Below are 18,772 nucleotides of genomic sequence, written 5' to 3'. Positions count from 1 at the left end.
CGCGGTCCCCCGCCGTCCTTCGGTCGGCTCCCGCCAGGCCCGATGCCAGCGCGTCGGACGAGGCCATCGCTCCGCTCCGCTCCGGGTCACCCCTTCCGGTCACCTTCCGGTCGTTGAGCGAGGAGCGCAGCGACGAGTCGAGACGCGGTGACCCGGCGTCGATCGATCAACGGCCGACTCGTCCCCGGGCGCGCCGCGTCGAGGGCGTTCGGCGTCGGCGGTGCGTGCTTCGATGGCCGCATGGACGTGCAGGCGAGGCTCCGACGCGAGGGACAGGCGACCGTGGCGACGGCCGTCTCCTTCGTCGCGGCCGCAGTCGTCGCGGTGCCGGTTCTTCAGGGCGCGCCCCGTCCGCTCAGCGGAGTCGCGTCGCTGAGCACTCCCGCCGCCGTCATCGCCGGGATGACGGCAGCGCTCGCCTTCGCGGTGAGCGCCGTGCGTCACCACCGCGGCGAGACCGCCGCCATGCCGCGCTGGCAGGCGACGGTGTCGAACGTCTCCGCCGTCGCCCTGGCGCTCGCGATCGGCGCGGTGACGGGCTACGCCGTCCTCCTCGCCGGGGCCGTGCTCGCGACGGGATTCCGCGGGCTCGAGCTCTCGCCGCTCGGCGGGGCTCTGCTCGTCGGAGCTGCCGCGGCAGCGGGCGGGCGTGCGGGGTTCCTCGCCGGCGTCGGGCTCCGGACACGGGACCTGTCCGTGCTGCTGTTCGCGTTCCTCGCGATCGGGACGCTCTTCGCGATGCTGACGGCGTCGGATCCACGGTGGTGGGAGCGCAACTTCTCCCAGTTGGGGATCGGACCCGGCGGGTGGGCGTTCAACGGAACCCTGGTGGTCGCCGGTCTCCTCGTCGCCACGGTCGGTTCCTACGTCGGCCGGGATCTGCACCGCCTCTGCGGAGACCCGGATATCGGGCGGATCGGCCGCACCGTCGTGCTGTGGGCGCTGGCGGGCGCGGCTTTGGCGGGCACCGGCATCACGCCGCTGCCCGCCGAGATCGCGACGGCGTCGGCGGTGGACCCGCCGTCGGTCGGGAGCGCGACGGACGTCCGCACGATCGTGCACCTCGCGTTCGCCCTGGCCGCGCTCGTGCTGTTCGCCGCGGCAACGGTCCAGACCGTCCGGGTCCTGCCGCGGCGCCCGCGGTTCCTCGGTGTCACCCAGGGTGGGCTGCTCGCGGTCCTCGCCGCGGGGATCCTGCTCTGGTGGCCCGTCGGCTTCGCCACCGCGACCGTCTTCGAGGGCATCGCCGTGGGTCTCGGGCTCCTCGGCATGACGACCATCGTGCGGGTGCTCGCAATCCTCGCCCCGGAGACCTCTCGCGTCTCCGCGCGCTCGCACCTGCGCGCCTGATCCCGAGTCCGCCGCGCGCGCATCCGTCGCAGCGCCCATCCGGTCGTAGCGCCCGCCGGTCGCAGCGCCCACCGTGCGCCTCGGCACCGCCCGCGCGGAGTTCTGCGTTCGCGGCGGAGGGATCGCGAGAACGCGTCCGCGGGAGCGTGAGTTCTCCGCGCGAGGGTGAGGCATCCGTGTGAGTGGAGATCTGTGTGCGAGGGGGAGGTCTCCGCGGGAGCGTGCATCGCGCGGGTCACTGCATGGATCTGCGGAGTTCTATGTTCGTGGCGGAGGGATCGTGCGGATGTGTCCGCGGGAGGGTGTGACTTCCGTGGGAGGCTGTGACTTCCGTGGGAGGCTGTGACTTCCGTGCGGCTGCGAGATTTCCGCGCGAGTGCGAGCTCTTCGTGGGAAGGGGGAAGATTCCGCGGCAACGACAGATCCCCGCAGCAGCGCCCGCCGTGCCCCGCGCGCCGTGCGCCGTGCGCCGCGCGCTGTCCTCCGGCCGTTCGCCTACTTAGAGGCGGTCGACGGCCGTCAGCGTCACGACGGCCTCGCCGGCCTCGTCCGAGGCGTCCAGGTCGACCTCCGCGGCGATCCCCCAGTCGTGGTCGCCCGCAGGGTCGTCCAGGATCTGGCGGACGCGCCAACGGCGTCCGCCGTCCGTCTCCTCGATGAGGAGCAGCGCCGAACTGCGGGCGTCCGCACCGGTGAGGATCTCGTCGTGCTCGGCGAAGTATCCGTCGAGCGCCGCGTCCCACGCCTCCGCTCCGAACTCCGGGTCCAGCGCCGCCAGGGCGTCGACGTCCTCGCGCGCGGCGAGCTGGACGCGGCGGAACAGCTCGTTGCGCACGAGGATCCGGAAAGCCCGCAGGTTCGTGGTCACCCGCTTCGGCGCCGGCGGCACGACGGGCCCGTCCTCGTGATCGACGGGGTGTCCCGCGACGAGCTCCTCCCACTCGTCGAGCAGCGATGAGTCGACCTGGCGGACCAGTTCGCCCAGCCACTCGATCAGGTCACGCAGATCCTCGGTCTTCAGGTGCTCCGGGATCGTCTGCGACGCCGCACGGTATGCGTCCGACAGGTATCGCAGCACCACGCCCTCCGATCGGGCGACCTTGTACTGGGCGACATATTCCCCGAACGACATGGCCCGCTCGTACATGTCCCGCACGACGGACTTCGGGCGCAGCGCGAAGTCCCGGATCCATGGCTGCGCCGCGCTGAACGTCTCGAAGGCCGCTCCCAGCAGCTCCTCCAGCGGCTTCGGGTACGTGATCTCCTCGAGCGCCTCCATGCGCTCGTCGTACTCCATCCCCTCCGCCTTCATCGCGGCGACGGCCTCTCCGCGAGCGAGGAACTCCTGCTGGCTGAGGACGGCGCGCGGGTCGTCGAGCGTCGCCTCCACGATGGACATCATGTCCAGGGCGAACGACGGGGCATCCGGATCCAGCAGCTCGAAGGCGGCCAGGGCGAACGGCGACAGCGGCTGGTTCAGCGCGAAGTTCGGCGGCAGGTCCACCGTGAGCCGGACGCTCGTGCGCCCGGTCTCCTCGTCGACGACCTGCTCCACGACGCCGGACTCGCGAAGCGTCCGGTAGATCCCGATCGCGCGGAGCGCGAGGATCCGCTGCCGCTGACGGGGTTCATGGTTGTCGTATACCAGCGCGCGCATATTGGCGAAGACGTCGCCCCCGCGACCGATCGCGTTGAGGATCATGGCGCTCGTGATCTGCATGTGCGAGGTGAGCGTCTCGGGCTCGGCGGCGATGAGCTTCTGGAACGAGGGCTCGCCCCAGGAGACGAAGCCGTCGGGCGCCTTCTTGCGGATGATCTTCCGCTTCTTCTTGGGATCGTCGCCCGCCTTGCGGATCGCCGCCAGGTTCTCGGTCTCGTGCTCGGGAGCCTGAGCGATCACGGTGCCCGCCGTGTCGAAGCCCGCCCGGCCGGCGCGCCCGGCGATCTGGTGGAACTCGCGGGCGGTCAGGTGACGCATCCGCGTGCCGTCGAACTTCGTGAGCGCCGTGAGCAGCACGGTGCGGATCGGGACGTTGATGCCGACGCCGAGCGTGTCGGTGCCGCAGATGACGCGCAGCAGCCCGCGCTGGGCGAGCTGCTCGACGAGGCGGCGGTACTTCGGCAGCATGCCGGCGTGGTGCACGCCGATCCCGAGCCGCAGCAGCCGCGAGAGCGTCTTGCCGAAGGACGTCGTGAAGCGGAACCCGCCGATGAGCTCCGCGATCTCGTCGCGCTGCTCGCGGGTGGCGATCTTCGCACTGGCCAGGGCCTGGGCCCGCTCCATCGCGGCGGCCTGGGCGAAGTGCACGACGTAGACGGGGGCGCGGTCCGTGTGCAGCAGATCGTCGATGGTCTCGTGGATCGGGGTCGTCTCGTAGGAGAAGTGCAGGGGAACCGGCCGCTCGACCCCGGTGACGACGGCCGTCTCGCGTCCTGTACGGCGTGTGAGGTCGGCGGCGAGGGCCGTGACGTCGCCGAGCGTGGCGGACATCAGCACGAACTGCGCCTGGGGGAGCGTGAGGAGCGGGACCTGCCAGGCCCAGCCCCGATCCGGGTCGCCGTAGAAGTGGAACTCGTCCATCACGACCTGACCGACGTCGGCCTGCGGTCCCTCGCGCAGCGCCAGGTTCGCGAGGATCTCGGCCGTGCAGCACACGATCGGGGCGTCGGCGTTGACCGCCGAGTCTCCCGTCACCATCCCGACCTTCTCCGCGCCGAAGACGTCGACGAGGGCGAAGAACTTCTCGCTCACCAGCGCTTTGATCGGAGCGGTGTAGTAGGTCCGGCGTCCGTCGGCGAGCGCGGCGAAGTGCGCGGCGATCGCGACGAGAGACTTCCCCGTCCCGGTGGGGGTGGACAGGATGAGGTTCTGCCCGGAGACGATCTCGATGGCGGCCTCGTCCTGTGCGGGGTAGAGGCGGATGCCGGTGCTCTCCGCCCACTCCACGAAGGCGGCGTACACGGCGTCCGGATCCGGCGCGGTGCCGTCCGCCGGACCGAGCAGGGAGGGATCGAGAGACATGATGTCTCGATCCTTTCACGCGCGGTCCTCGCTGCTGCCGCGACGTCGAGGCTCAGGCCTTCCTGACCAGGTCGGATTTCAGGAGCATCGCGCCGAAGCCGTCGACCCTGCCGTCGATGTCGTGGCCGTTGACCGGGTCGATGAGGCGGATCCCGCGTACTTTGGTGCCCTGTTTGATGCCTTGCGGCGACCCTTTGACCTTGATGCCGGTGGTCACGACGACGGTGTCGCCGTCGGCCAGCACATTACCGACGGCATCCTTCACGACGCGCTCGACCGGGGCGGCGTCGGATGCGGCGTCGGACGGCGACCACTCGTGGCCGCACATCGGGCAGACGAGCAGCGCGCCCATCTCGTAGGCGTGCTCGCTGGAGCACCCGGGGCACAGGGGCAGCGTGTCGGACATGCGTCGATCGTATCGCGATATGATGAATCCATCAGACCGGCGAGGACCGGAGGGGGATTCCGAATGCTCAGCGACCCGAACCGCCCGCTCTACGAGGTGAAGGCCGGGCTCTTCAAGGGGCTCGCGCACCCGATCCGCATCCGCATCCTCGAGGTTCTCTCAGCCGCTGCCGAAGTCTCCGTCTCCGAACTGCTCGACGTGATCGATCTCGAGGCCTCGCACGTCTCACAACACCTGGCCGTGCTGCGACGCAACCGGCTCGTCGTCTCCGAACGCCGCGGCAGTCTGGTCTACTACCGACTCGCCTACCCGCAGGTCGCCGACCTGCTGCGGGTCGCTCGCGCCCTGCTCGGCGAGATCCTGCGGACCACGCACGAGCAGCTCGTCGAGCAGGACGGATTGCCGGACATCCCGGTTCGGGCATGAACACCTGGTCCCTGCGGACGCTGCTGCCGTCCGCATCCGACTACCGCGGCCTGCGACGCGCCTGGCGTGGCGATCTGCTCGCGGGCGTCACGGTCGGCATCGTCGCGCTGCCCCTCGCCCTCGCCTTCGGGGTGAGCTCGGGAGCGGGAGCCGAGAGCGGGCTGATCACGGCCATCGTCGCCGGCATCGTCGCCGCGGTGTTCGGCGGTTCGAACGTGCAGGTCTCCGGACCCACCGGCGCCATGGTCGTCATCCTCGCGCCGATCCTGGCCACTCACGGCGCCGGCGCTCTCGCCGCCGTCTGCCTGTTGGCGGGAGCCATCGTGCTCGTCGCCGGGATGCTGCGCCTCGGCCGCGCCGTCGGGTACATCCCCTGGCCGGTGATCGAGGGATTCACCCTCGGCATCGCGGTGATCATCTTCCTGCAGCAGATCCCGACCGCCACCGGTACGACAGCGGGGGAGAGCACGAACGCGGTGGTCGCGGCGGCGCAGTCGCTGGCGTCCGCGTCATGGCCGAAGATCGGCTGGTCGCTGCTGCTGGTCGGGCAGGTCGTCGTGATCATGCTGGTGTCACTGCGGGTGCATCCGCGGTTCCCGGGGTCGCTTCTCGCGATCGTCGTCGCGTCGCTCGTCGCCGGGATCGCCGGGCTGCCGGTCGACACCATCGGCGAGCTGCCCGCGGGACTGCCCGCTCCCGCCCTCCCCGCCGTCGATCCGGCCACGCTGCTCGCCCTCAGCGGCCCCGCGGTCGCCGTCGCCGCGCTTGCCGCGATCGAGTCGCTGCTGTCGGCTCGGGTCGCCGCGACCCTCGCCGACACCGGCCCCTACGACGCCGACCGCGAGCTCGTCGGGCAGGGGCTCGCCTCGCTCGCCGCCGGCCTGTTCGGCGGCATGCCGGCCACCGGAGCGATCGCCCGCACCGCCGTGAACGTGCGCGCCGGTGCCCGCACCCGACTCGCCTCGACCACGCACGGCGTGCTGCTGCTCGTGATCGCCCTCGTCGGTGCGCCCGTGGTGGCGCACATCCCGCTCGCGGCACTCGCCGGCGTGCTGATGGTCACGGCCGGCCGCATGATCGCGCCCTCCACGGTGCGCATCGTTCTGCGCTCCACGCGCGCCGACGCGATCGTGTTCTGCCTCACCGCCGTGGTGACGGTCAGCATCGACCTCATCTACGCCGTGCTGATCGGCCTGCTCGCCGCGGGCTTCTTCGCCCTGCGCCAGCTCGCCCGCACCAGCGGCGTGCACCGCGAGGAGCTTCCCGGCGCCGCGCAGCCCGGTGACGAGCGCATCGCCGTGTTCCGCCTCGAGGGTGCACTCTTCTTCGGCGCCGCCGAGCGGATGCTGGAGCGCGTGGCAGCGTTGCGCGACATCGAGGTCGTCGTGATCCGGATGTCGCAGCTGCAGATCCTCGACGCCACCGGCGCCCAGGTGATCAGCGAGCTCATCGTCTCACTGGAGCGCCGCGGCATCACGGTGCTGGTCAAGGGCATCCCGCCGCAGCACCTCCCGCTCGCCGAGCGCGTCGGCGTGCTCTCGTCGCTGCGGCATCAGAACCACCTCTTCGAGGACCTCGGCACGGCCGTCGCCCACGCGCGCAGCCACATCGGCCGCGCTGTCTGAGCCGCAGCTGGCTGCCGAAACCCCCCTCTTGCCGCCGGGACCCCCTCGGAGACACGCTTCTGCGAGGGGTCCCGGCGGGGGGTCTCGGCGCGGGGAGGGGGTCTCGACGGCAGCGGGGCAGGACGGAGAGAGGGGGTCGGCAGGAGGAGAGCGGATCAGCCCTCGCGGCGGCGGACGATCTCTGCGATCCAGATCGGCGCGAAGGGGGACGTGCAGTTCGGCGGGGTCGGGTAGTCCGCCAGCACCTGGAGGCGCTCCCCGATCGCGATCGCGCGCTCGCGCTGGGACGGGTGATGGATGCCGATCGTCGCCAGGGTCTCGTTCATGGCCCACTGCAGCCGAGCCGGGGCCTCCTTGAGCTCCGCCTCGATCGTGTCCAGCAGGGCGTCCAGATCCAGGCCCTCCGGCTTCTTCGCGACGCGATCGGTCGTGAGGGACCAGGCCGCGGCCCGAGCGTCCGCATCCTCGTCCGTCATCCACCGCTCACGCATCTCCTCGGCGTGCGGGGACTTCTTCGCGATGTAGTTGACGAACCAGTCGTGCCCCTTGGCGCTGTCCGTCGCACGGACCATGGCGTCGAGGTCGTCGGGACCGAACGAGCGGGGCCGGACGAGGAGGAGACCCAGGAGCTGCCCGGCGACGTCGCCCGACGCCCACAGCTCGCGACCCAGGGCGTCGTCGGTGCCGATCCGCTTGGCCAGCGCGCGCATCTTCGTGAGGTTCACGCCGTGGGCGTCGCCGTGCCGCTCGTTGACGGCGCGCGCCTTCGGGTCCTCGAGCGCGGCCAGCTCGGCGAGGGCGGCGTCCAGGGTGGCGAGTGCAGAGTCCGGCATGGCTCCAGCGTACGTCGCGCGCGTGCCGTCCCCGCGGCCGGAACGACGGGTGCGAGGGCCCGGTCCCGCGGGAGGGGATCAGGCTCCGGCCGGGGCCTCCGCGTGCGCAGACGGTCCGCGGATGCAAGGATGGTGACGTCAACATCCCGGATGGAGAGTCGCCCATGACCACGCCGCACACGCCCGTCCTGACCTGGCGGGACGGAACGCTTCTCCGCGACGGGCGACCGCATCGGATGCTCGCCGGCTCCGTCCACTACTTCCGCGTCCATCCGGCTCAGTGGGAGGATCGTCTGCGCCGGCTCGCGGCGATGGGCGCCAACACCGTGGACACCTATGTGCCGTGGAACTTCCACGAGCGCGTCGAGGGGGAGCCCGACTTCGCACAGTGGCGGGACGTCGAGCGCTTCGTCCTCCTGGCCGGCGAGATCGGCCTGGACGTCTTCCTGCGCCCGAGTCCGTACATCTGCGCGGAGTGGTCCAACGGCGGCATCCCGTTCTGGCTGAGCGGGCGGACGAGGGCGCTGCGCACGAGCGATCCGGCGTTCCTCGCCGCGGTCGACGCCTGGTACGACGCGCTGATCCCGCGCCTCGCGCCACTGCAGGCGGCCCACGGCGGACCGGTTGTCGCCGTGCAGGTCGAGAACGAGTACGGATCCTTCGGCAGCGACGCCGCCTACCTCGCGCATCTGCGCGACGGACTGCGCGCCCGGGGGATCGTGGAGCTGCTGACGACCGCGGACGGCACGACGGCGGACATGGTCGCGCATGGCCGGGTGGACGGGGCGATGGGGTCCTTCACGTTCGGCACCGGGGTGGACAGGGCGGTGGCGCTGCGCCGCGGCGACGAGGCGCTGCTGTGCGCCGAGCTGTGGGGCGGATGGTTCGACCACTGGGGAGAGCGGCACCACGTGCGGAGCGCAGAGAGCATGATGTCCACGGTCGACGCGCTCCTCGCGGCCGGCGGCTCGCTCAGCCTGTACATGGCCCACGGCGGCACGAACTTCGGCCTGTGGAACGGGGCCAACCACGACGGCGTGCTCCAGCCGACCGTCACGAGCTACGACTCGGACGCCCCGATCGGCGAGGACGGATCGCTGAACGCCAAGTTCCATGCGGTGCGGGCCGCGCTCGCTCGGTTCCACGAGGGCGGGCTGCCGCCGATCCCGGAGCCGCCCCGCCGCCAGGCGGCCGGCGAGGCGCCGCTGGAGCGGCGGCGGTCCGTCCTCGACCTCGTCGAAGCCCTGCCGACCGCGCTCGTGTCGCCGATCCCGCGCACGTTCGAGGAGCTCGGCGCCGAGGACGGGATCGTCGCATACGAGGCCGACGTGTCGTTCCCGGCGGAGGCGTCCTTGGCGATCGACGGGCTGCACGACCGTGCGGTCGTCTTCCTCGACGGCGCCCGGCTCGGCACGCTCGCCCGCGACCGAGAGGAGACGCTCCCGCTGCCGGCCGAGGGCGGCACCGGGAGGCTCACGATCCTCGTCGAGAGCCTCGGGCGGATCAACTACGGCGCCCGCACGGGCGAGGGCAAGGGCATCCTGCACGGCGTGCGGATCGGCCGCCGGCTCGTCCACGGCTGGACGCACCGGATCCTCCCGCAGGACGCTCCGGGGGTCGAGGCCGCTCCCGCCCCGGAAGCGGGCGACCGCGCCGGCGTCGGGATCGCGGTGTTCGACCGCGGCGAGGCCGAGATCGCCGACGCCTGGCTCGCGTTCCCCGGCGGCGTCCGCGGCATGGTGTGGCTGAACGGCTTCCTCCTCGGCCGCTACGACGCGCGCGGCCCGCAGGTCACGCTCTACGCGCCCGAACCGCTGTGGCGCGCCGGTCGCAACGAGCTGCGGGTCCTGGACGCGGACGGTCTCGGCGCGACCGTGCAGATCCGGGAGGAGCCCGAGCTCGGTCCCGCCGAGGAGTTCATCGGGTCTTGAGGCGGCGCGGACCGGCGCCCGGACTCCGCCGCGTGCCTGGCTAGGCTGGCCCCGTGCGAGGACCGGTGCGCAGCAGGGGGAGGGCGATCGCCCGTGACCTCTCACGTGCGCTGGTCTCGCGCTCGACGCTGCCGGTCGGGATCCTCTGTCTCGTCGCCCTCGCCGCGCTCGCCGCGTTCGTCCTCGCCGGAGGCTTGGCGCCCGCGGCGTCGCGGGCGGCGATCGTCTCGGCGGACACCGAGGTGCGCACGTCCCTGTTCGCGGTGACCGTCCTCGACGCGGAGCTGACGGACGAGGTCGAGGAGCCCGGCTTCGAGGCCGACCCCGGCGAGGAGCTCTTCGTCGTGACGCTCCGGCTGGAGAACCTCACGTCGAGACCGGCCGGGGTCGTACAGTTCGTCGACCGCGTGACGTCGCGCCTGGTCGCTTCGTCGTCGCCGCTGCTGACACCGACGGGCGTCAGCCCGACTCGCGAGGCGCGCGCCTGGCGCACGGACGGCACGACGCGAAGCCCTGTCCTGCAGCCCCGGGTGCCGGCGGAGGTGCAGATCGCGTGGCCCGTGCCGGAAGGCTCGTTCGCCGACGGGAAGGCCGGACTGGACGTCTATGACGCTCGCGAGCGGGCGGGTCAGCTCATCCTCTCGGCGTCGGCGATCACCTGGCAGCGGACCGGGCAGGCGGCCCGGATCGACGTGGAGGTCGTGCCGTGAGGCGGGGCGCGGCGTGGGCGGCGGGGGCGGTGCTCGTGCTCGGGGCCGGTCTCCTGACCGCGGTGACGCCCTCCGTCGATTCCCTGTACGGACCGTTCCTCCGCCACGGCGGCCCCACCGACACGGTTACCTCGCGCACGCTGACCGCGTCGGTCCTCGCGGCGTCGTTCGCGGACGAGATCGTCTCCGCCGACGGCGAATGGTCGGCCGCGGGCAACTGGCTCGTCGTCGAGGTGTCGGCATCGGCGCCGACGACCGAGGAGGATGCGGAGATCCCGTTCGCCGCTCTGCACGTCGACGGCCTGGTCGTCCACGCCAGCGAACGGCCTGAGGACTCCCTGTTGCGGACGCCGCTGCGCGTCGGGACCGACACCGTCGGCGTCCTCGCGTTCGAGCTTCCGGAGGGGGCGCGTGGCGGTCGTGCCGAGCTGCGGCTGACGAGCGAGTACCTGACGCCGGAGCTCGATGACGTGATCGCTCTGGAGATCCCGCTCGACGCGGTCGGAGCGGTGCCGCGCGTCGAGCTGACCGAGCCGCGGGTGGTGGGGGCGCCATGACGTGGTGGCGGCGCCAGCGGCGGGCGATCATCGGGCTGCTCCTCGCGGTCGGCGCTGTCGTGGGCGTGCACGTGTGGCTGGACGTGATCCCCGCCGCCCCCAGGACCTCCGTGCGGACGATCGTCGTCGACGGGCGCGCGGAGGTGCACGGCCACACCCTGTCGGTCGCCGCCAGCCGCTGGGGGGAGTTCGATGCGCCGCGGGGCTCGACGACGCTGACCGTGGTCCTCCACGCCCGCAGCGACGAGGGCGCCGAATCCTGTGGGACCTTCCGCCTCTCGGAGCGCGACGGGAGTCGGCTCTGGCTCGACGCCGGCTCCGCCGTGGACGTGGACATCGACGACGAGGACACGGAGACCGGGTGTCGGGAGGGGAACGGCGGGTACCGCATCCTCACCGTGTTCCTGTTACCCGACGACGCCCGGGGGCCGTTCTGGCTCGACGTCCCCGTCGAGGACGAGGTCGCCCGCTTCCGCATCGATCCGTGAGTCGGTCGCGGGCGCGGCGGTGCGAATGCCGACCCCGGCCTGGCGCCTGCCGACGACCGCGTCGAAGGCGGTCGCCACGAGGGCGACGCGCAGAGGCTCGGCGACGGCGGCGACGGCGACCAGCAGGAGCGGGAAGAACGCGGCCCAGAAGTTCGACTCGTGCCCGCCGACCGCCTGCAGCAAAGCGCGGGTCCCGATCCGTTCCGCCGCCGCCCAGACCGCGTAGGCGGCGGCGAAGAGCCCGAACAGGAGCGGTCCGCCGCGCCAGATCGCCGCGAGCGCGGCCCAGAGATCCTCGAGACGTCGCAGCAGCGTGCGGGACAGCCCTCCCGCCGCTCCCCGCAGGGCTTCGGCCCGGCGGTGCAGCACGGTGGGGGTGGTGTCCAGGTCCGCGCCGAAGATGACGCCGGCGACGGCGAGCCAGGCGGCGGGCACGATCACGGCCGCGGCGACGATGCCGACGAGCCACAGCCCGCCCTCCCAGAGCGCGCCCAACGGGGGAACGGCCGCGGCGATCTGTGCGCCGATCCCTTCCAGCCACTGTGCGCCGGCGCGCCCGGAGAACCATGCGCGCACGCCGGACCACCACTGTCCGACGAGGGTGAAGAGCATGAACGTCCACAGCACCTCGGCGTACGCGGCGAGCACGAGGGCCCAGGAGGGGAGGCGGTCGCGGAAGCGGTCCAGCACGAGTCGGAGCGCCAGCGCCGCCACGAGCACGAGGACGGGCAGCGGCCCGGCGGAGATGAGTCCTCCACGGTCGCCGAGCGCCTCGTCCACGCCGTTGCCGGTCTGCGCGAAGGCCACCGAGCTGGCGACGGCGAAGAAGGCCCTGAGGTCGGCGTCCAGCATGCCCCAGGCGGCATAGAAGAGCGTGAACGGGAGGATCGCGCCGACCACGGAGCGCCCGAAGCTCCGATAGCCTGTGCCGGCGCCCTCCGCGAGGCTGTTCGGGAGGGACGACCGCACGGTCAGGTACATCGCGACGTACGAGACGAGCCGGGCCGCGACGGCCAGGGGGAGCAGCAGGAGCCCGCCGAGCGTCGTGTGGCCCCCGACGAACCCCGCGACCTGCACGAGGACCCGGTGCACGGCCTCGCCGCCGAGGTACCACGCCACGAGCGCCGGTGCGTGCCGGGCGAGGATCCGCCCGAACGTCCGCAGTGCCTGCCGCATGTGCCCACCGTAGCCGGTGCGGTGCGGTGCGGTGCGGTGCGGTGCGGTGCGGTACGGCGGGGTGCGCCCGTGATCCGCATCAATCCTCGTCGCGCAGCTCGGCCCTGATCCGGCGGAGGTCCTCGGTGAGAGAGCCGATGAGGACCCAGTGGGCGGAGGACGGCGGCCGCAGCGAGAGGGGCGAGGTGAGCGCGGGGATCGTCGAGGTCAGGGCCTCCGGCTCGGGCGCGATCTCGGCGAGCTGCACCGCCAGGCGCACGTCGTGCCCGGCGCGGCGGAGCTGCTCGGCGATGGCCGCGACCGCCGGCTCCTCCGGCAGCGCGTCGTCGTAGTGGTCGAGATAGGCGCGGGTCATCCCGATCACCTGGGTCACGACGGGGCCGATCCGATCCAGGAGCGCGCGCAGGGCGGCGAGCTCCTCGCGGTGCCGGGATCCGCGCGGGTTGAAGGCCAGCGACTCCTCGCCCGCCGCGAGGGAGGCGTCGGCGGCGGCCTTCATCGGGCGCAGCAGCCGCGCCTCCAGCATGAGCTCCTGGAGCCGGGCGGGGCCGGTCGTCTGCGGGAGCGCCTCCGCCAGGCGGTCCAGGCTCGCCGCCACCTCTCCGCCGAGGAGCGCCAGGTCGCGGCGCGCCGGCGCGACGAGCACGGGCGCCACCACGAGGAGGTTCACGACGAGGCCGACCGCGGCGCCGATGAGCGTCTCCACGATGCGGGCGACGGCGTAGTCCGGACTCGACGACCCGAGCGCCAGCACGAGCATCGCCGAGATCGCCACCTGGTTCGCGGTTCCCGGGGTCGCCTTGAACGCCCACGCGACGATCATGGCGACCACGACGGCCAGCAGAACGATCCAGCTCCATCGCCCGAGCACGAGGCTGAGGGCCATCGCGATGACGACGCCCAGGATCACCCCGAAGCTGCGCTCCATCGCCTTCGCGAACGACTGGTTCACGCTCGGCTGGACGACCAGCAGCGCGGCGATGGCGGCGAACACGGGAAGCTGCCCCGGCACGACCCAGCCCGCCAGCAGCCACGCCGCGATGGTCGCCGCGGCCGACTTGACGACCTGCAGCAGCGGGCCCCGGCGGGCGCTGCGGATCGCGGTCATGCGCATGCCTCCACGCTAGTGCGCCGGCCCCGGCCGCGCCCGTCTCCGGATCCGCGGGCCGGGTCGTCTGAGGCGCCCGGAGCCGAAGATAGGGCATCCGCCCGATCCTGCACGGGGGCCTTAGCGAGGAGCGTAGGGGTGTCGAAGAAGAGAAGAAGCAGAAGGAGAAGGCCGTGGATGTGCACCCCTACCTCAGCTACCGCGTGACGACCCTCGAGATCGAGGAGGCCGCCCGTCGCGCCGAGCGTGCCCGGATGGCCGCCGAGCACGCCGACCAGATCCTCACCACGGAGCGGTTCGGGACCCGCCTGCGCCGCTGGCTCGGCCGGGACTCCGCCGTGCGCCGCCCGGCCGGGCGTGAGGCCGCACCGGGTGCGCCGGTGTCGCCGCGGGCGTCGGCGGTTCGCGCGGCGTCCTCGCGTCCGGCCGCTCCCGCGTCGGACCCGCGTGCGGTTTCCCGATCGACGCCTGCCCGCACCTCCGACCACATCGCCGGAGCCGCGGCGCCGGCCGCGGCCGTCGCCGGATCCGGGGCCTTCACCGCCGGATCCGAAGCCTCCGCGGAGTCCTCCGAGCGTGTGCCGTGCGGCGTCGGGGCGGCGTGACCCCGATCCGTGACGCGGACTCCGAGACCGACGTGCTCAGGGATGGCACGTCCGGTCGCATCCCTCGCGGGATGCGACCCCGGTCGTCGTCCCGGGGCGGTCCGGACCTGAGCCGCCCCGGGACGACGTCCCACTCCCCGTCCTCCCGTCCTCCGCAATCCCCGAAACCCCCTCGACCTGCCGAGACCCCCTCTGAGATCGCGGTGTGGGAGGGGGTTTCGGCGGGGGAAGGGGGTTTCGCGTGACGACATCGGGGGACGACCATCGGTCTGCTGTCGGCGGAGCCGGCCCCGATGTCGGTGGCTGGTGGGACGATGATTCCATGTCCCTCAACGCTCCCGCCGCCGACATGGTGGGCCGCGATGCCGAGCTCGAGCGGCTGATCACCGCCCTCGGGCGGGCTCGCGCGGGCGAGAGCGCCTCCGTCCTCGTGGCGGGCGAGGCGGGGATCGGGAAGTCGCGGCTGCTCCGCGAGTTCCGCGACGCGGTGGGCGATCAGGCCGCGGTGCTCACCGGGTGGTGCCTCGACTACGGCTCGACGCCGGCGCCCTACGGTCCGGTGCCCGCCATCCTCCGGGGCCTGCTCGCCGAGCTGGGCGCCGAGGCGGCGGACGCCGCCGGACCGGGCCGCGATGCACTGGGACTGCTGCTCCCGGAGCTCGGCGGCACGCCCGTGGACCGCACGGTCACCGGGCCCGAGGGGCTGCGCGAGGCGATCGCGAACCTGTTCGAGGCGGCCGCCGCGCGGACGCCCGTGGTCGTGCTCATCGAGGATCTGCACTGGGCCGACGCCGCGACGCTGTCCCTCCTCTCCTTCCTCCTGCGCGTCCTGGCGGGACGACCGGTGCTCTTCGTGCTGACCTGCCGGATCGACGACGTGCGCCGCGGCGGTGCTGTGCGCCGGTTCCTCGTCGAGGCCGAGCGTGCCCGGCTGCTGGAACGGCTCGCTCTCCAGCGTCTCGGCCGTGCCGCGGTGCGGCGGCTGTTGCAGGCGTTGTCCGGGCCGGTCGACGAGGCGGCGCTGCAGCGGCTGCTCGAACGCAGCGAGGGCGTGCCGTTCTTCGTCGAGGAGCTCGCCTGCAACGCACAGGGGCCCATCCCCGACTCCCTCCGCGATCTCCTGCTGGCCCGCTTCGATCTGCTCTCCGACGACGCCAAGCGCGTCGTCCGGACGGTGTCGGGATCCGACGGCGCGGTGCCCCACGCACTGCTGGCGAGCCTGGCGGGCTTCGACGACGAGCGGCTGGACGAGGCGGTCCGCGAGGCGACGACAGCGGCCGTGCTCGCCGTCCGCGGTGACGACAGCTACGGATTCCGCCACGCGCTGCTCCGCGAGGCCGTGCACGACGATCTGCTGCCCGGGGAGCGGGCCCGTCTCCACCGGGCCTATGGCGAGGCGCTGGAGGCGATCGCCGCCGAGACCGCGGTCTCGCTCGCGCCCGCCCTGGCGTTCCACTGGCATCAGGCGCACGACGCCCGCCGGGCTCTGATCGCCGCCGTCGAGGCGATGATGCAGGCCAAGGCCAGCTACGCGTTCTCCACGGCGGCGCGGTTCGGCGAGCTGGCCCTGGAGCTGTGGGAACAGGTCCCCGACGCCGCGGAGGCGGTGGGGCTGGAGCGGATCACCCTGCTCGCACGCCTCGGGTCGATCCTGCGCAACGCGGGAGACGGCGAGCGTTCGCTGGCGGTCGTCAACCTGGCGCTCGACGAGGCGGACCCGTCCGCCACCGACCCCGCGGTGTACGTGCGGCTGCTGCGCGACAAGGCCCACTATCTGCAGAACCTCGGCCGTCCCGGGCCGATCGAGCTGTTCTCGCAGGCGCTGCAGGAGATGGAGGGCCGTGTCGACGACGACCGTCTGCGTGCCATGCTGCTGAACCACCTCACAGGGCGCCTGATGATCACGGCCCGCGTCACCGAGGGCCTCGAGCGGGCGGACGAGGCGGCCGCACTGGCGGAGCGCTGCGGACTCGAGGGCCCGCTGTCGGTGGCGTTCAACCTGCGCGGGACGATGCGCGTGCAGATCGGCAAGGTCGACGAGGGGATGGCGGACTTCCGCTCCTCGTGGGAGCACGCCGTCGACAGCGACGCGCGCCTGCGGTACTGGGTGAACTACTCCGACATCCTCGCTCTGCTCGGGCGCTACCGGGAGGCGGTCGAGATCGCGGAGGCGGGTGTCGAGCACGCGCGCAGTCTCGGGGTCGGCCGCTCGACGGGATCGCTGCTCGCGCACAACATGATCGAGCCCCTCATCGACCTGGGCGAGATCGCGCGCGCGGAGGAGATCCAGGAGAAGGACGTCTCCTTCCGCACCCTGCACCTGAACCGCGTCTACGCCACCATGTCCCGGATCCGGCTGCTCGCCTGGCGCGGACGGATCGCCGATGCCGAGGCGCTGCTCGCCGAATGGCGCGCGACGATCGAGTCCATCTCCCGGCTGGAATCGCAGACCTGGTACTCCCACCGTGCGATCGAGCTCGCGATCGCGATCGGCGGGGGCGATTTCGCGCGTGCCGTCGAGGCGGCCCGTCTCGTGGTGGCGGACGAAGGACCGTCCCACGCACACCGCCGCCGACCGCTGCTGGACGCCGCCTGGGCGGTCGCGCAGCTGCGTGACTGCGACGACGACCAGGCCGCGGAGCTGGCCCGAGAACTGCGTTCCGCGTGGGAGCGGATCCCGGAGGAGCTGTGCGGCACCGCGCGGGTCGTGTCGCTGGCCCTGGCGTTCCCGGACCCGGTCGGGCTCCGCGAGGCCGTGCGCGCGGCGGACGAGGGCGAGGTCCCGGCGATCTATCGTGTGATCGCACGGATCGAGCTCGCCCGCGTCCTCGCCGCCGAGCGCGGCAGACCTGAGCGGGCCGAAGCTGCGGCGGTGCTGAGCGAAGCCGCGGACCTCGTCGACGCCCTCGGGCACGTCGGTCTCGCTCGTGAGGTCGCCGATCTCGGCGCCGCCTCCGGCCTGCTCGGCGCGGGGTCCGGCGGTCGCGAGAGCGAGGCCGGCGGGGGCATCGAGCTCACCGCCCGCGAGCGGCAGGTCCTCGAGCTGATCGCCGAGGGCCTCAGCAACCGCCAGATCGGGGAGCGCCTCTTCATCAGCGTGAAGACGGCGAGCGTCCACGTCTCGGCGATCCTGCGCAAGCTCGGCGTCTCGTCGCGGACGGAGGCGGCCGTCGCCGCCGCCAGACTCACCGCCGACGCCCGCTGAGCCCCGTCCACTGCGCGGGATCCTCACCCCGAAGGACCCCGTCCCGTAGGACCCCGTCTCTGTGTCGCCCGTCGCCCGTTCGGGTGCGCGAGTCCGTCGAGACCCCCTCGGCCCGACGAGACCCCCGCTGAGAACGCGATGTGGGAGGGGGTTTCGGTGGGGAGAGGGGGTTTCGGCGTGGTGGGCGGGGAAGAGACGGGGCGGGTCAGTTCTCCGCGCGGCCGTGGCGCCAATAGCCCATGAAGGCGATCGAGCGGCGGTCGATCCCGAGGTCGCGGACGAGATGGCGGCGGAGGGCGGTGATCGTGCCCGCCTCCCCCGCGAGCCACGCGTACTCCCCGCCGGCGCTCTCCTCCGGCACCTCCCACAGGATGTCGTCCGGGTCCGGCTCGCTCAGAGCCTCGTCCGTCCCGACCGCACTGGCGCTCATCCCGCTCACCCCGACTTCGGCCCCGCCGGCCGCGATCGCGTCGACTGCGCCGGCCCCGGCCGTGCCAGCCGCGACGCCCTCGGGCCCCACAGCACCCGAACCGGCCGCGGCCGCGCCAGCCCCGGCCGCCGCTCCGGCGCCGACGAGCGCCCGGGCGCGGCGGCGCTCAGCCCGTTCCTGGCCCCACGCGTGGACGGCGGCGCCGAGGCGGACGCCGTGCGCCGCGCTGCCGCGGGCGAGCCAGGTCACACGCACGCCGTCCGGCGCGCTGAGCGGGAGCTCGTCGGCCTCGGCGGGCACCTCGACCAGCACGTCGCCGCGCACGTGCGGGGGGAGCGTCTCGACGATCGCGCAGATCGCCGGGACCGCGGTCTCGTCGCCCGCGATCAGGACGGTGTCCGCGTCCCCCGGGCGCCATTCGAATCCGCCGCGCTCCTCGGCGCGGGCGTCGGGGCCGACGACGACGAGAGGCTGTCCGGGCGCCGCGGCGGACGCCCAGGCGGAGGCCGGCCCCTCGGTGCCGTGGAGGACGAAGTCGACGTCGATCTCGCGCTGTGCGGGCCGCACCGCCCGCACCGTGTACGTCCGGATGGGATTGCGCTGCTCGTCCGGGAGCGTCCGCCAGCGCGCGTACCACTCACCGAGCGGCGCCGTCTCGTCGAACTGGCCGACGTCGGTGACCGTGCCGTCCTCGAACGGGATCATGAGCTTGATCCGCTGGTCGAGGCCGTCGGTGCCGAAATGGACGAGGTCCTCGCCGGTCAGCGTCACGCGGGTGAAGTGCGGGCTGAGCGCGGTCACACGGGAGACGGCGGTCCGGAAGCTGCGGTAGGGCTGAACGGTCACGGTTCCACTATAGGCACCTATAGGTTAGGCTTCCCTAACGTGACCGACACCCAG

15 protein-coding genes are annotated in these 18,772 nt (G+C 72.8%); 9 read left to right on the top strand and 6 right to left on the bottom strand.

Going from position 1 to position 18,772, the window contains the following annotated elements; all coding sequences use genetic code 11:
* The first annotated feature begins 240 nt into the window (after positions 1-240).
* Positions 241-1,350 carry a DUF998 domain-containing protein gene (locus V6R91_RS35690; RefSeq protein ID WP_336399265.1) on the top strand — a complete coding sequence of 370 codons (1,110 nt, stop codon included), beginning with the start codon at positions 241-243 and terminating at the stop codon, positions 1,348-1,350.
* Between the two features lie 499 nt (positions 1,351-1,849).
* Here the strand turns inward: V6R91_RS35690 and V6R91_RS35685 are convergent, their stop codons facing one another.
* Both V6R91_RS35685 and V6R91_RS35680 read right to left on the bottom strand, forming a co-directional pair.
* Positions 1,850-4,372 carry a DEAD/DEAH box helicase gene (locus V6R91_RS35685; RefSeq protein ID WP_336399264.1) on the bottom strand — a complete coding sequence of 841 codons (2,523 nt, stop codon included), beginning with the start codon at positions 4,370-4,372 and terminating at the stop codon, positions 1,850-1,852.
* Between the two features lie 52 nt (positions 4,373-4,424).
* The gene (locus V6R91_RS35680; protein WP_336399263.1) at positions 4,425-4,778 is read right to left on the bottom strand and encodes a zinc ribbon domain-containing protein YjdM; all 354 of its coding nucleotides are present in this window, start codon (positions 4,776-4,778) and stop codon (positions 4,425-4,427) included.
* Positions 4,779-4,841: 63 nt separating this feature from the next.
* Here V6R91_RS35680 and V6R91_RS35675 point away from each other — a divergent pair, with 63 nt between their 5' ends.
* Entirely contained in the window at positions 4,842-5,204 is a 363-nt protein-coding gene (locus tag V6R91_RS35675; protein ID WP_271062482.1) for an ArsR/SmtB family transcription factor, read from the top strand.
* The gene (locus tag V6R91_RS35670; RefSeq protein ID WP_336399262.1) at positions 5,201-6,829 is read left to right on the top strand and encodes a SulP family inorganic anion transporter; all 1,629 of its coding nucleotides are present in this window, start codon (positions 5,201-5,203) and stop codon (positions 6,827-6,829) included. Before V6R91_RS35675 ends, V6R91_RS35670 begins: the two co-directional genes overlap by 4 nt.
* A gap of 155 nt (positions 6,830-6,984) precedes the next feature.
* On the opposite strand, the gene V6R91_RS35665 is transcribed toward V6R91_RS35670, so the two are convergent.
* Positions 6,985-7,662 carry a DNA alkylation repair protein gene (locus tag V6R91_RS35665; protein WP_271062480.1) on the bottom strand — a complete coding sequence of 226 codons (678 nt, stop codon included), beginning with the start codon at positions 7,660-7,662 and terminating at the stop codon, positions 6,985-6,987.
* Between the two features lie 164 nt (positions 7,663-7,826).
* Between V6R91_RS35665 and V6R91_RS35660 the strand changes: the two genes are divergently transcribed.
* From V6R91_RS35660 to V6R91_RS35645, 4 genes are read left to right on the top strand one after another with little or no spacing between them, the layout of a single operon-like run.
* Complete coding sequence (locus V6R91_RS35660) at positions 7,827-9,593, top strand: glycoside hydrolase family 35 protein (RefSeq protein ID WP_336399261.1); 1,767 nt, start codon at positions 7,827-7,829, stop codon at positions 9,591-9,593.
* Between the two features lie 53 nt (positions 9,594-9,646).
* Positions 9,647-10,303 carry a hypothetical protein gene (locus V6R91_RS35655; protein WP_336399260.1) on the top strand — a complete coding sequence of 219 codons (657 nt, stop codon included), beginning with the start codon at positions 9,647-9,649 and terminating at the stop codon, positions 10,301-10,303.
* On the top strand, positions 10,300-10,860 hold the full coding sequence (locus V6R91_RS35650; protein ID WP_336399259.1) for a hypothetical protein: 561 nt from the start codon (positions 10,300-10,302) through the stop codon (positions 10,858-10,860). The genes V6R91_RS35655 and V6R91_RS35650 overlap by 4 nt, the downstream gene beginning before the upstream one ends.
* Positions 10,857-11,348, top strand: coding sequence for a hypothetical protein (locus tag V6R91_RS35645; protein ID WP_336399258.1), 492 nt, complete (start codon positions 10,857-10,859; stop codon positions 11,346-11,348). Before V6R91_RS35650 ends, V6R91_RS35645 begins: the two co-directional genes overlap by 4 nt.
* Here the strand turns inward: V6R91_RS35645 and V6R91_RS35640 are convergent.
* Together V6R91_RS35640 and V6R91_RS35635 are read right to left on the bottom strand one after the other, a co-directional pair.
* A complete protein-coding gene (locus V6R91_RS35640) occupies positions 11,268-12,524 on the bottom strand; it encodes a hypothetical protein (protein ID WP_336399257.1) in 1,257 nt (418 codons plus the stop codon). The two genes, V6R91_RS35645 and V6R91_RS35640, sit on opposite strands and share 81 nt — an antisense overlap.
* A gap of 79 nt (positions 12,525-12,603) precedes the next feature.
* Positions 12,604-13,638: an FUSC family protein gene (locus V6R91_RS35635; RefSeq protein ID WP_336399256.1), complete on the bottom strand. Its 1,035-nt coding sequence runs from the start codon at positions 13,636-13,638 to the stop codon at positions 12,604-12,606.
* 167 nt (positions 13,639-13,805) lie between these two features.
* On the opposite strand from V6R91_RS35635, the gene V6R91_RS35630 reads away from it, so the two are divergent.
* Entirely contained in the window at positions 13,806-14,237 is a 432-nt protein-coding gene (locus V6R91_RS35630; protein ID WP_271061746.1) for a hypothetical protein, read from the top strand.
* Between the two features lie 322 nt (positions 14,238-14,559).
* Positions 14,560-17,442 (top strand): helix-turn-helix transcriptional regulator, encoded by a 2,883-nt coding sequence (locus V6R91_RS35625; RefSeq protein ID WP_336399255.1) that lies wholly within the window; start codon positions 14,560-14,562, stop codon positions 17,440-17,442.
* A gap of 205 nt (positions 17,443-17,647) precedes the next feature.
* On the opposite strand, the gene V6R91_RS35620 is transcribed toward V6R91_RS35625, so the two are convergent.
* On the bottom strand, positions 17,648-18,718 hold the full coding sequence (locus tag V6R91_RS35620) for a siderophore-interacting protein (RefSeq protein ID WP_336399254.1): 1,071 nt from the start codon (positions 18,716-18,718) through the stop codon (positions 17,648-17,650).
* Positions 18,719-18,772: the final 54 nt, after the last annotated feature.

Source organism: Microbacterium sp. CCNWLW41 (assembly GCF_037083505.1).
Note: the sequence above shows the minus strand (reverse complement) of the source record. Positions and strands in the feature narration are given on the sequence as shown.

What these genes read in the sequence shown, in the direction of transcription:
- V6R91_RS35640 (WP_336399257.1), bottom strand. Translation starts at nt 12,524, where the DNA reads ATGCGGCAGGCACTGCGGACGTTCGGGCGGATCCTCGCCCGGCACGCA.
- V6R91_RS35675 (WP_271062482.1), top strand. Translation starts at nt 4,842, where the DNA reads ATGCTCAGCGACCCGAACCGCCCGCTCTACGAGGTGAAGGCCGGGCTC.
- V6R91_RS35645 (WP_336399258.1), top strand. Translation starts at nt 10,857, where the DNA reads ATGACGTGGTGGCGGCGCCAGCGGCGGGCGATCATCGGGCTGCTCCTC.
- V6R91_RS35685 (WP_336399264.1), bottom strand. Translation starts at nt 4,372, where the DNA reads ATGTCTCTCGATCCCTCCCTGCTCGGTCCGGCGGACGGCACCGCGCCG.
- V6R91_RS35680 (WP_336399263.1), bottom strand. Translation starts at nt 4,778, where the DNA reads ATGTCCGACACGCTGCCCCTGTGCCCCGGGTGCTCCAGCGAGCACGCC.
- V6R91_RS35660 (WP_336399261.1), top strand. Translation starts at nt 7,827, where the DNA reads ATGACCACGCCGCACACGCCCGTCCTGACCTGGCGGGACGGAACGCTT.
- V6R91_RS35670 (WP_336399262.1), top strand. Translation starts at nt 5,201, where the DNA reads ATGAACACCTGGTCCCTGCGGACGCTGCTGCCGTCCGCATCCGACTAC.
- V6R91_RS35665 (WP_271062480.1), bottom strand. Translation starts at nt 7,662, where the DNA reads ATGCCGGACTCTGCACTCGCCACCCTGGACGCCGCCCTCGCCGAGCTG.
- V6R91_RS35625 (WP_336399255.1), top strand. Translation starts at nt 14,560, where the DNA reads ATGTCCCTCAACGCTCCCGCCGCCGACATGGTGGGCCGCGATGCCGAG.
- V6R91_RS35635 (WP_336399256.1), bottom strand. Translation starts at nt 13,638, where the DNA reads ATGCGCATGACCGCGATCCGCAGCGCCCGCCGGGGCCCGCTGCTGCAG.
- V6R91_RS35690 (WP_336399265.1), top strand. Translation starts at nt 241, where the DNA reads ATGGACGTGCAGGCGAGGCTCCGACGCGAGGGACAGGCGACCGTGGCG.